Source organism: Flavobacterium enshiense (assembly GCF_040750275.1).
GTDB lineage: Bacteria > Bacteroidota > Bacteroidia > Flavobacteriales > Flavobacteriaceae > Flavobacterium > Flavobacterium enshiense_B.
In genome coordinates this window covers 174667-187798 of sequence record NZ_JBDOCV010000001.1, presented here as the reverse complement: position 1 = coordinate 187798, position 13132 = coordinate 174667, and the positions used below count along the sequence as shown (strand labels likewise).

At 38.9% G+C, this 13132-nt stretch carries 12 protein-coding genes; 5 read left to right on the top strand and 7 right to left on the bottom strand.

Features of this window, described 5'->3' with window-relative positions; genetic code table 11:
- Positions 1-33 precede the first annotated feature (33 nt).
- From clpP to ABGT15_RS00875, 7 genes are all read right to left on the bottom strand, one after another.
- Positions 34-693: an ATP-dependent Clp endopeptidase proteolytic subunit ClpP gene (gene clpP, locus ABGT15_RS00905; RefSeq protein ID WP_367229537.1), complete on the bottom strand. Its 660-nt coding sequence runs from the start codon at positions 691-693 to the stop codon at positions 34-36.
- 86 nt (positions 694-779) lie between these two features.
- Positions 780-2105 carry a trigger factor gene (tig, locus tag ABGT15_RS00900; protein WP_367229536.1) on the bottom strand — a complete coding sequence of 442 codons (1326 nt, stop codon included), beginning with the start codon at positions 2103-2105 and terminating at the stop codon, positions 780-782.
- 113 nt (positions 2106-2218) lie between these two features.
- The gene (locus ABGT15_RS00895) at positions 2219-2560 is read right to left on the bottom strand and encodes a phage holin family protein (protein WP_367229535.1); all 342 of its coding nucleotides are present in this window, start codon (positions 2558-2560) and stop codon (positions 2219-2221) included.
- 70 nt (positions 2561-2630) lie between these two features.
- Positions 2631-4304 carry an SGNH/GDSL hydrolase family protein gene (locus ABGT15_RS00890; RefSeq protein ID WP_367229534.1) on the bottom strand — a complete coding sequence of 558 codons (1674 nt, stop codon included), beginning with the start codon at positions 4302-4304 and terminating at the stop codon, positions 2631-2633.
- Between the two features lie 18 nt (positions 4305-4322).
- The gene (locus ABGT15_RS00885; RefSeq protein ID WP_367229533.1) at positions 4323-5591 is read right to left on the bottom strand and encodes an OmpP1/FadL family transporter; all 1269 of its coding nucleotides are present in this window, start codon (positions 5589-5591) and stop codon (positions 4323-4325) included.
- Positions 5592-5729: 138 nt separating this feature from the next.
- Positions 5730-6497: an alpha/beta fold hydrolase gene (locus ABGT15_RS00880; protein WP_367229532.1), complete on the bottom strand. Its 768-nt coding sequence runs from the start codon at positions 6495-6497 to the stop codon at positions 5730-5732.
- The gene (locus ABGT15_RS00875) at positions 6497-7210 is read right to left on the bottom strand and encodes a pyridoxine 5'-phosphate synthase (protein ID WP_367229531.1); all 714 of its coding nucleotides are present in this window, start codon (positions 7208-7210) and stop codon (positions 6497-6499) included. The genes ABGT15_RS00880 and ABGT15_RS00875 overlap by 1 nt, the downstream gene beginning before the upstream one ends.
- A 93-nt stretch (positions 7211-7303) precedes the next feature.
- Between ABGT15_RS00875 and ABGT15_RS00870 the strand changes: the two genes are divergently transcribed.
- From ABGT15_RS00870 to bamA, 5 genes are all read left to right on the top strand, one after another.
- On the top strand, positions 7304-7963 hold the full coding sequence (locus ABGT15_RS00870) for a CBS domain-containing protein (RefSeq protein WP_367229530.1): 660 nt from the start codon (positions 7304-7306) through the stop codon (positions 7961-7963).
- A gap of 10 nt (positions 7964-7973) precedes the next feature.
- Entirely contained in the window at positions 7974-8858 is an 885-nt protein-coding gene (locus ABGT15_RS00865; protein ID WP_367229529.1) for an NAD kinase, read from the top strand.
- 149 nt (positions 8859-9007) lie between these two features.
- Positions 9008-9691, top strand: coding sequence for a DUF6089 family protein (locus ABGT15_RS00860; RefSeq protein WP_367229528.1), 684 nt, complete (start codon positions 9008-9010; stop codon positions 9689-9691).
- 1 nt (position 9692) lies between these two features.
- Positions 9693-10433 carry an isoprenyl transferase gene (locus tag ABGT15_RS00855; RefSeq protein WP_367229527.1) on the top strand — a complete coding sequence of 247 codons (741 nt, stop codon included), beginning with the start codon at positions 9693-9695 and terminating at the stop codon, positions 10431-10433.
- Complete coding sequence (gene bamA / locus ABGT15_RS00850) at positions 10366-13104, top strand: outer membrane protein assembly factor BamA (protein WP_367229526.1); 2739 nt, start codon at positions 10366-10368, stop codon at positions 13102-13104. The genes ABGT15_RS00855 and bamA overlap by 68 nt, the downstream gene beginning before the upstream one ends.
- The last annotated feature ends 28 nt before the right edge of the window (positions 13105-13132 follow it).

The window sequence follows — 13132 nt, the reverse complement described above, 5'->3', positions numbered from 1 at the left end:
ATTATCGGCTTAGTGCCGAATTCCTAATTTTATTTATTTTCTTGTCAACACCTCATCGATCATACCGTACTCTTTTGCTTCGGCAGCAATCATCCAGTAATCTCTTTCACTGTCTTTGTACACTTTCTCGTAAGGTTGTTTGGAATGGTTAGAAATGATCTGATACAACTCTTCTTTCAATTTCAACATTTCTTTCAAATTGATTTCCATATCCGTCGCTACCCCTTGCGCACCACCAGACGGCTGGTGAATCATTACTCTTGAATGCGGCAGAGCCGAACGTTTTCCATCCGCACCTGCACACAATAGGACTGCTCCCATAGAAGCCGCCATTCCGGTACAGATTGTCGCTACATCCGGTTTGACGAATTGCATGGTATCATAAATTCCCAATCCGGCATAAACGCTACCACCTGGCGAATTGATATAAATACTGATGTCTTTCGACGCGTCAACACTCTCTAAAAACAACAATTGCGCCTGAATAATGTTCGCCACATAATCATCAACGCCTGTACCTAAAAAGATAATCCTATCCATCATTAAACGGGAGAAAACATCCATAGACGCTACATTTAGTTGACGCTCTTCAATAATATACGGGGTCATACTTCCTACGATTTTATCATAGTACATACTGTTCACTCCGTGATGCTTCGTGGCATATTTTTTAAATTCTTTTCCGTAGTTCATTATCGTGATATTTTATGTTTGTAAGTTATAAAAAAACGCCAGACAAACAAGTCTGACGTTCAAATATACTTAATTTTTACGAAAATTTATTCCCCGTACATTTCTTTAATAAAGTCTTCATAGGAAACTTCTTTCGCTTTTACAGAAACCTTATCTTTAAACAGGTTTAACATCTTCTCACTCATTACCTGTTCAGAAAGACGTTTTACCTCCTCTTGGTTCGACATCACTCTTGCCACGATGTTTTCCACATCAGCATCAGTTGGATCCATTTGTCCAAACTGCGCCATTTGTTTCTTAATTAAATCTGAAGTATACGTTTTCAGATCCTCGAAAGTAATTTGCAATCCATTCTCTGTAATTACTTTGCCTTCGATTAACTGATAACGCAATCCGTTTTCAGATTTTGCATATTCTTCCTCAGCCTGTTCTGCAGATAATGGGTTTTCTCCAACAGTCTGAATCCATTTTTTCAAGAATTCAGAAGGCAATTCAAATGTCGTGCTTTCGATTAAGAATTCCGTAACATCGTTTAAAAACTTCTGATCCGCCTGCGTTGCAAATTGCTGCTCAGCGTCTTCTTTAATTTTTCCTTTCAACGCTTCAACAGAAGTAACATTTCCAGCTCCGAACAATTTATCGAACAATTCCTGATTCAATTCTGCTTTTTCAGAAGTATTGATTTCTTCGATTGTAAAGCTTACCTCGATATCCAAACCGTGAACATCATCATGATCCACTTTAAGGTAATCCATTAATTTATGATCGTCGTCAAACAAACCTTTTGTTCCAACTGTAACAACATCTCCAACTTTCTTTCCGATGAATTTTTTGATGTCGGTTTTTCTTTTGAAAGCATCCAAGTTGATGTTTACCGTATTATTGATTCCTTTTTCTTCGTTTGCAAATGTTCCTCTTAAATCATCACCTTCTTCAACTTTCTCTTTAGAGATTAGTTTTCCGAATTGCTTCTGGATACGCTCCACTTGCTCGTCGATCATTTTATCATCGGCAACGATAGTATATTTTGTGATTTTATTTTTAGCGGTTAAGTCTACTTTAAATTCCGGAGCCAAGCCTAATTCGAACTCGAATTTATAATCCTCAGCATCCCAATTAAAATCTTCAGTTACTTTAGGAAGCGGGTTTCCTAAGATATCCAACTTCTCTTCAACCAAATAATTGTTTAATGAATTTTGCAACAACTTGTTTACCTCATCCAACAAAACCGCTTTCCCGTATTGTTTTTTAATCAAACTCATCGGTACTGCCCCTTTACGGAATCCCGGAATACTAGCATTTTTACGGTAATCAGCCAATACTTTTTCTACTTGACCTGCATAATCATCTTTGGTAACTTCAACCGTCACCACTGCATTTAACGCATCTACGTTGTTTCTTGTAATATTCATTATTTAATTTTTTTATATACTAAAATTGGGTTGCAAAATTATAGAATTTTTACAACCCAACCAAGTTTTTAACTCATTGTATTTCAATACTATTAAATTTCCTCGATTTTAGCTTAGTCTTTGACAAAAAGATTTAGAAACCACTGACTTAACGACAGCACCACACTGAAAACAAAAGCATTTACAATCGAATCGATTCGAAACTCATCAATAAGGTAATCGGCCAGCAAAACCATACCCACATTGATCACCAGAAGAAACAAACCCAGCGTAAAAACAGTTATCGGAAGCGTAAAGAAAACCAATACCGGTTTAAGAAAAGTATTCAACAATCCTAAAACAACAGCAACAATTAATGCTGCTTTAATGGTATCCACATGGATTCCCGGAAGAAAATGCGCCAAAACCACAATAAGTACCGTTGTGATTAAAAGGCGAATAAGCATATTTTTCATATCAATTACAATAAGGCATAAAGATAAAAAAAGCGCTGAAAATTCAGCGCTTTTAAAAGATATTTCTAAATTAATTCGAACCTAAAACGGTTACACCAGGAAAACCTCCTATCTCATGAATAGGCAACCTTGCTTTATAATGCGAATTAATCACTTTAATAATTTCATTTGCAATTACCGCATATCCCCTTGCATTAGGATGCACCCCATCCAACGAGAATAAAACAGTACTAAGATTAGACGCTCCTGCAAAATAGTTCGCCGTATAAATCTGACCATCATCCAAACGCAATCCGGAAACCAGACGTCCCATGATTTCATTCATATCTGCTACAGCCAAACCTTTAGAAGCCGCAATACTTCTGATAGCATTGTTATAAGCAGAAGTAGCATTTGTAGCTTTCAATGCTTCATTTGCTGTCAATACGTATTTATTACTGATTGGATAAGAAACTCCATTTTTATTAGCTCCCACACTAAGCATAGCCGCAGTAGCAAAAGGATTTGATGTTCCGATAACCGAAGAGGCCGGCAAAACAATTAAATCCGTAGAAGCCGATTGACGACATTTTCCAAAAGCCGCTCCAAACTGACCCGCAATAGCAGCACCGTATAAAGGTGTTAAAGCCCCGGTAATTTCAGTTGATCGGTCTATCGCATCAACATCGTGAATTAAAATTGGGTTGGCTTTAGTCGGATCTAAAGGATTCACCCTGTTAGGCTGACCGTAAGCCGTAAAAAGACCATCAAGCATCGTGTACAACTGAGAATTCAACTGATTCATAGCAGCAGTACCCGCTGCAATTTGCTGCTCAGTAGTACTACCGGCAGGAACCAATCCTTTACCGATACCCTGAGCCGTTAATGGCTTATACGGAACCGTTGTAAAATAAGGAATTGACGTCACATTCGGAATGGTACACACCACCCCTTTTGCACCACCAGAAGTTAATGCATTAATGATTTGCGTATAAACACCGCCGTAAACCGTTGCATTGGTAATATCATTTCCACCGTAAGTTGCAGGATTCATATTTCCGGTTGCATTGTGATCTGCCGCAGCAATTAAACTTTCGTCCACAGTTGTTGTAGCAGGATTATCATTAATTGCACCCCCACTGGTTGAATAAGCCAACACATCGTTCGCTCCAATCCAGTTGGTAAAGAACGTTGGATTTTTAGACATGGCATCCTCCAGGACAGTTGCAGTCGGTGTAGACGCATGTCTCACAAAATAAGGATTGGCCATACCAACCGCTACACCGGCAACATTTCCATAACCCGAAGCCAGTAAATGAAACGACTTAGCGCCCGGAACCCCCATATTATTATAAGCCTTAGCTTGCAGATTAGAAACCTCAATTGTAGAAGTACCAGCAATTGGCTCAGGACCGCCAGCTGAAAAATCGATTACCAATCGGGTGTTTCCTATTTGCATTCCTCCCAGCGTCAAACCTCCAAGATTGTTTATATCATCGGCATAAGACGGTTGTGTAAATTCTCCACCCCCTACAAGTGCAAATTTCTGGGACAAAAGATTTGGATAAGAATACACCTGTCCTCCTCTTGAAACTGTTCCGTCCATATATCCAGCCGTAAGGGAATTCCCTACCGCAACATATCTGGAAAAGTCAGCCTCACCGGCAGAATAATTAGCATTCGACAATTCGTTATCAAACTCGGGCTCACAGGATGCAAAACCCATTGCTGCCAATACAGCAAAATATATAAATTTATTTTTCATCTTGATTCTCATTAATGATTAAAAGCTATACGTTAAACCAACACCCGGTGAAAACACAACAGATTTGTAAGTTCCTCCGAAAGGAATAGTACTGGTAACCGGCTGCCCGTTCACCACTGTTGTTTCAGTATAATGATCATAAGACGCATCAATCTCATCAAAATGTAAATACAAGAATGAAGCATCAACCCCTAGCTTTTTGTTGATCTGATATGTCAAACCTCCTGTAAATCCATTAGAATCGTTACGCGGTGTTTCCGGCGCAAAATTCCCTGCAGAAATAGGGCTTTCATCTTTATACCACCCTGCTCTGAATGTGAATTTATCATTCGCTTTATATTGCGTACCCACTCTATAGGTATTGGTATCGTGATAATTTCTAGCATTTACAGATGTAGGAACACTGTTTGCGAAATCAACCGTTAAGGCCTGATAAGCACTCCACATGGTTCTGTTGTAATCAAAAGCTACCATCCATTTTTTGGTAATATTATACGAAATACCCGCTGTAAGCTCTGCCGGTAACGGAAGATCTGCATCAAAAGTTGTATTCGAATACGTTCCCTGAGCGAAAGCTGGAACATTATTAAACGTAGCATCACCGCCACGAGCCTCCATAATAATCTCAGAACGGTAGTTCACACCGATACGCATTTTATCACAAGGATTAAACATAAACCCAGCCGTATAACCCCAAGCTGAAATTCCTTTTCCATCTAAAGTAACATCCGATCTGTTTCCGTTTTCATCCGTTAAACTTCTGTTTAGGTTTCTGTTGAATTCTACCGAACCGGTTACATAAATAGGACCTCCACCAAAACTGAACTCATCGCTTACTTTAACAGACAACGTTGGCTGTATGTAAATTGCTTTCAGATTGATGTTATTTACCAAATGAGAACCTTCCCAATCCTGATCCCATTCCACTTCGCTACCATAAGGAGTATAAACCGCCAAACCAGCCGTTAACCACTTATTGATCTTATACGATGCGTAAACGTTGAACGGAGTTCCCATGTTATCCGTAGAATTTGCCCAATTGTATTTCTCATTTTGAAATTTAGTTTTGGCGAAAAGCGCACTTGCTCCTACTGACAAGTTAAACTTATCCTCCAAAAAAGACAATCCCGCAGGATTAAAAAACGCAGATTCAGCACTGTTCACCACCGCCACTCCGGTATGTCCCATTGCTAATTGTTTCTGACCCTGTAAGCTAACTCGGTATCCTCCCGCGAATGCCGACGTCCCTGCCAAAGCCAATAAAGTTACAGTTAGTAATTTTCTCATAGTTGATAAAATGTGTTAGTTTTTCTCTTATTTTCATTAAAGAATAATCCAAATTTATAACAAAATATGGATTTTACAATTTTTTTAAGAAAAATGTTATGCTTTCATAATACTTTCTTAAAATCGATAGTTAACACGCTATCTCACGAGAAAATCAGAAGTAACTTTAAAAAAATCAACCGGGTTTTCCGCATGAAGCCAATGCCCTGCATTTTTTATGGTTACTATTTCAGAATCAGGAAAATGATGTCGAATGGTTTCAAAATCAGCATCCAATATATAATCCGATTTATCTCCTCTTAATAATAAAGTGCTTTTATCAAATGTGTTTTCAAAAGGAAGCGCCTTTCCAATCACTTCAATCTTACGATTAAAAACATCAAGATTAAAACGGAATGCCAATTGTCCAGGCTCAGCCCAATACAAATTTTTCAACAAAAACTGACGCGTTCCGAAATCATTGATGTGTTGCGCAAGTATTGCTTCCACTTCGGCTCTACTGGGTTGTTGCGAAAAATCAACAGCATTAAGACCTGCTAAAATTTTCTGATGGTGCGGCGGATAATATTTCGGCCCTATATCTGCCACTATAAGTTTTTCTACTTTTTCCGGATAGGTGGTCGCAAAAAGCATGGCAATCTTTCCACCCATCGAATGCCCTAAAAGATATATTTTGTCCAGCTGATGCCTTTCACAATAGTCGTAAACATCCTGGACCATAATTTCATAACTAAATTCTTCAGAATGCGGGCTCTTTCCGTGATTACGCATATCCAGCGTATGCACCTGCAAACCCAATTGTGCAAACTGTCCGGCCAAGGTTTTCCAATTGTCGGACATTCCCAAAAAACCGTGAACAATTAAAAACGGCTTTCCTTCTCCTTCTATTCTTGAATACAGTTCCATTATTTCAAACGTTGCAGATACATATTAACCACATTTTCCAAACCAAGATACAACGATTCCGAAATCAGGGCATGCCCAATGGACACCTCCATAAGATTTGGAACATGCTCTTTAAAGAATTTAATGTTGTCAAGACTCAAATCATGACCGGCGTTAACCCCCAAGTCAAGCTCGTTCGCTAAAACAGCCGCAGCCGTATATGGTTCGATTCCTTTTTTATTACCCAAGCCATACTGATGGGCAAATTCCTCGGTATACAGCTCGATTCTGTCGGTTCCGGTTTCTTTAGCCCCTTCAATCATCGCCAAAACCGGATCCACAAAAATAGAAGTTCGGATACCGTGTTTTTTAAATTCTACAATCACTTCTTTCAGATAGGCCTGATGTTTTACCGTATCCCAACCTGCATTTGAAGTAAGAGCTCCAATGGCATCCGGAACCAAAGTAACCTGAGTAGGCTTACACTCCAGCACCAAATCGATAAAATTATGCTGTGGATTTCCCTCAATATTATATTCGGTATGCACTACAGAAACCAAATCCCGCGCATCCTGGTAACGAATATGGCGTTCGTCCGGCCTCGGATGAACGGTAATTCCTTCCGCGCCAAAACGCTGAATATCTTTTGCAACTTTCAATAAATCAGGCACATTCCCACCTCTGGAATTACGCAAAGTGGCTATTTTATTTATATTAACGGATAATTTTGTCATGGTAAAAAAATTTACTCACAAAAATACAAAGTATATTTAAGCTGAAATGTCCTATTTTTTGATTATTTTGCATTCAATTTCGATTTTATTCCAATGACTGAAATTACCGATTATATTAACAATGAAATTAATGCGCTTTCAATAAACGACAAAATTGAAAATGCACAGGATATCTTTGTGGAATATTCTTTCAGCCATTTTCCGGTTTTGGAAGACGGCGTGTACATTGGCTGCATTATTGCCGAAGATGCCGAATTGCTTGAAGAGAACAAAACCATTAACGATTTCCGCTATAATTTCGAACGCTTTTTCGTTCGCAACACCTTAAACTGGCTGGATGTAATGGAAGTTTTCGCAAAAAACGAAGCCAACCTGATTCCGGTATTGGACGAGAGCAACAAGTATATAGGGTATTACGAACTCGATGACATCATAAAAATTTTCAACGACACCCCTTTCCTAAAAGAAGACGGCGGTATTCTTGTTGTTGAAAAAGGCATCCGCGATTACAGCATGGGAGAAATAGCCCAGATTATAGAGAGCAACAATGCAAAACTTTTAGGAGCCTTCATCTCCTATTCTGATATAAATAAAGTACAGATTACCGTAAAAATGAGCCTGGGCGGCATGAATGAAATCATCCAGACCTTCAGAAGATACAATTACGTGATTATCAGTGAACATCAAGAAGATGCTTATCTAAACAACCTCAGAGACCGTTCCGATTATTTGGATATGTATTTAAACATTTAACAGTGCTTCTATGAAACTAGCCATTTACGGACAATATTACCCGGAAAAAACACAGAACATCCTGAAAAAAGTATTTTCCGTTTTTGAAAAACACAACGCCAAAGCTGTTTTTGAAGCCAATTTTTTCAACACTTTATTGGAAAACAACGCAATAACCGGTTCCTACGAAGTCTTTTCAAACCACACTGAACTGGACAACAGTATTGATTTTTTCATCAGTATCGGAGGGGACGGAACCATGCTGCGTGCCGCCACTTTCGTAAAAAACAAAAACATCCCTATCGTAGGAATCAACGCAGGGCGCTTGGGCTTTTTAGCCAATGTACAACAAGATGACATCGAAAAACTACTACCACATCTGTTTAACAAACAATACAAGCTTTCAAAAAGAACCCTTTTAAGTTTGGAGTGCTTTCCGGATCCCTGCGATATTTTTGATTTGAATTTTGCTTTAAACGAAATCACCGTATCCCGAAAAAACACCACTTCGATGATTACCATCGAAACGTGTCTGAACGGAGAATACCTAACATCTTTTTGGGCCGACGGACTTATTATATCCACGCCAACAGGCTCAACGGGATACAACCTTAGTTGCGGTGGACCTGTCATTACACCAGATTCCGAATGTCTTGTCATTACACCAATTGCCCCGCACAACCTTAACGTTCGGCCGTTAATCATTTCCGACACAACCGAAATCAAACTTAAAGTTTCGGGAAGAGAACCTCAGTTTTTAATTTCCCTGGATTCCGGCACAAAAACGATTGACAACGAAAACGAAGTTCATATAAAAAAAGCCCCTTTCTCCATTAACATGGTCGAATTTCCAAACGAAACCTTTCTAAAAACATTACGCAATAAATTGCTGTGGGGCGAGGATAAACGCAATTAACAGTTTTTATTGATTTTTTCATACTAACCGAACACAATTGCCGTTAAATATTGATTATACAATAATTTATAACCTTAGCGGTGTGAAAATATAACGATTCGGATGGTTTAGAAATCAATATTGTTATATTTGCACACTATTTTAACAAAATGAACAGAATCGTACTTGTAGCTTTCTTTCTCTTGCTGTTTTCAGAAGCACAGGCTCAAATCCATGAAGTCGGTGTTTTCGTAGGCGGAAGTAACTATATTGGTGATGTTGGACCTACCACCTACATCAATCCTAACGAATTGAGTTTAGGCCTTTTGTATAAATGGAACCGAAGTAAAAGACACTCCTGGCGTATTTCATATGTTCAGGGAAAAATCACTTCGAATGATTTGGATTCGGATGCTCCATCCCGAAAAAAGAGAGGTTTTAGTTTTGAAAATGAAATCAAAGAACTTTCAGCCGGCCTGGAATTCAATTTTTTTGACTTCAACCTTCATGAAAGCGGATGGATTGTAACACCATATGTTTACAGCGGGCTTTCCGGTTTTAGATACGAAGAATTATATTTTACCAGCAATACCGCCCGAATCGATAAAAGCAGCTACTCGTTGGCTATTCCGATGACAGTAGGCATCAAAAGTAGAATTGCGAATCAGTTTGTATTGGGCTTAGAAACAAGCTTCAAATACAGTTTTACCGATAATTTAGACGGCAGCCATCCTAAAAATAGTGCTTATACCGCCAATCAGTTCGGTAACCTGAACAGCAATGACTGGTATGTTTTTACAGGAATCACCTTAACGTATACGTTTGGGCAGAACCCTTGTTTTTGTGCAGAATAATATGAATTTAATAGACGCTATCAATAAAGATAATTTACCCAAACACCTGGCCATCATCATGGATGGAAACGGCCGTTGGGCTAAACAGAAAGGAATGTTACGCGCTTTCGGACATGAAAATGGCACCAAAGCCGTACGCCAAACCGTAGAAACCTGTGCTAAATTAGGTATTGAAAACCTAACCCTTTATGCCTTTTCCACAGAAAACTGGAACCGTCCAAAACTGGAAGTGGACACCTTAATGAAACTATTGATTAGTTCCTTAAAAGGGGAATTAAAAACCCTCCAAAACAACAACATCCGTCTGAATTCCATCGGAAATCTGGAAAATCTTCCGGAATCTGTACGCAAGGAACTACAGGATGTCATCAACAAAACAAAAGACAATACAAAAATGACATTGACACTTGCCTTAAGCTATGGTTCGAGGGAAGAAATCGTTAGTGCCGTGAGAAAAATAAGCGATAAAGTTAAAAATAATATAATTTCAACTACTGATATTGACGAATCAATTATTAATCAGCATCTTTACACGCAAAATTTACCCGATGTAGATTTGGTTATCCGCACCAGCGGTGAGCACAGAATCAGCAATTTCCTGCTTTGGCAGATTGCATATGCAGAATTCTATTTCACCGAAGTGCTGTGGCCCGACTTTAGAGAAAACGATTTGTATGAAGCGATTATCAGTTATCAGAAAAGAGAACGAAGATTTGGAAAAACCAGTGAACAAATTAAATAATACCCGAATGTTTCAAAAGACAACAAAACTGTTTTTTGCTGTTTTATTTTTAGGAAGTATAGCCACTTTAAAAGCACAGGAAACCAACACCCCTGAAGCCGGAAAACAATATATTCTTGCCGATGTTCAAGTAACCGGAAAAATAAACTACAACGCACAAACCGTTACCACATTTGCCGGATTGGAAAAAGGACAAACCATTACCATACCCGGAGACGAAGTCAGCAATGCTATTAAGAAATTGTGGAAATTGGGCTTATTTAACGACATTAATTTTTATGTAGATCGTGTTCAAAACGACAGCATCTGGCTGGAATTAAGCATCAACGAATTACCCAAACTTAATGACGTCAAGTTCATTGGCGTAAAAAAAGGTAAAATTGACGAACTCATCAAAGACAACGATCTTAAAAAAGATAAAGTTGTCAACGAAAACCTTTTGACCACCACCAAAAACTACATCGAAAACAAGTATAAAAAAGACGGGTATTATAGCACCAAAGTGGTAATCAACACCATACCGGACTCTACAGACAACCGTTTGAATATGGTAATTTCTGTAGACAGAGGCCGAAAAGTACGCATCAAAAACATCAATTTCAAAGGCAATACAGAGCTAACCAAAGGCCAATTAAAAAGGGCTATGGCCAACACTAAGAAAAAAGGAATGTTTAACCCGATGCGTATCCTTAAAGCATCAAAATTCATTAAAGAAAAATACAACGAAGATTTAACCGCCATAACAGACAAATACAAGGAAAAAGGATTCCGTGATGCCCGTGTAACAGAGGAAACTGTAACTTTCAACAAAAACAAAAACACGGTCGATATTAACATCACTGTAGAAGAAGGGCGCAAACATTATTTTGGGGACATCCGTTTCTTAGGAAACACCATATACACCAATCAACGTCTTGAAAACCAACTCGGCATCAAAAAAGGAGATGTATACAACGGTAAATTACTAGACGAACGCATTTCCAACAAAAAAGATCCGGAAGCAGAAGACATTACCAATCTGTATCAAAACAACGGATACTTATTTTCTAATGTAAACGCTGTTGAAGTTAAAACCGAAAACGACACTATTGATTTCGAAATCCGTATTACGGAAGGTCCAATTGCATATTTCAACAAAGTTTCGGTAACCGGGAATGACCGTACCAACGATCGCGTGATTTATCGCGAATTGCGTACAAAACCGGGACAAAAATGGAGCAAGGAAAACGTAGTACGAACCATTCGTGAGTTAGGACAATTAGGATTTTTTGATGCAGAACAGTTACAGCCGGATGTTAAGCCAAACGGTGCCGACGGTACGGTAGACATCAACTATAACGTTGTCGAGAAAGGATCCAGCCAGGTAGAGCTTCAAGGAGGTTATGGCGGTGGCGGTTTCATTGGAACACTTGGGCTTTCTTTCAACAATTTCTCCATCCGAAATCTTTTTAATAAAGAGGCCTACAAACCGCTTCCTATGGGAGATGGTCAGAGAATGGCATTACGCTTACAGGGAAGTTCGTATTTCCAAACCTATAGTTTGTCTTTCTCAGAACCATGGTTAGGTGGAAAGAAACCGATAAGTTTCTCCACTTCCATTTCACACAGTAAGCAATTCTTATACAACTACTCTTCACGAGATGTAACCCGAGATCAGAGTTTTAACATCACCACTTTATCGGTTGGAATGGCGAAAAGACTTTCAGTACCGGACGATTATTTTGTACTATCGCACGCTGTAGCTTTCCAGTACTATGACCTGAACAACTACAACACCGGCTTGTTTACTTTCGGAAACGGTTCTTCCCGTAACCTTACGTACACTGTAGGATTGACACGAAACAGTAAAGGATTCAACCCGATTTATCCTACTTACGGTTCTGAATTTTCACTTACCGGTAAGTTTACGCTGCCTTATTCCTTATTTAATGGTGTTGACTATGCTAACTTAGGAAATCTTAAAGAATATAAAGTTGTCACAACTGCATCCAGTACAACCACTCCTGACGGCACTACCGTACCTGCGGGAACGTATTTAGACTCAAGCGGTAATCCGGTTTCTGATTACTCTTTAGCTGCAGTTGATCAGGGAAAAGTGGACCAAAAACGATTTAATTGGTTGGAATACTATAAAATTAAGTTCAAAGCAGACTGGTATACAAAAATTTATGATAAATTAGTACTGCGTTCTTTAGGTGAATTCGGTTTCATGGGAGCCTACAATAATGATCGAGGGCTAGTACCTTTTGAAAGATTTTACTTAGGAGGTGACGGCTTAGCCAACTTCTCCATGGATGGTAGAGAAATGATTCAGTTAAGAGGATATCCAAACCAATCGCTTTCACCTGTTATTACGAACAAAAACGGATTTAAAGAACAAATTGGAGGAACCATTTACAATAAATTCTCCTTAGAGTTACGTTATCCGATTACGCTAAAACAAGCCGCTTCCATTTACGCCCTAACATTTGTCGAAGCCGGAACCTCTTATGGTTCGTTTAGCGATTACAATCCTTTTTCACTTAAGCGTTCGGCAGGCTTTGGACTGCGCGTGTTTATGCCTGCATTTGGATTACTGGGAATTGACTTTGGGCATGGTTTCGACGCTCCTGAAGGACAAACCCAAAAAAGTGGCTGGCAAACCCATTTCATTATTGGGCAGCAATTTTAAAATTTGGCACGATAGTTGAACTAAACTT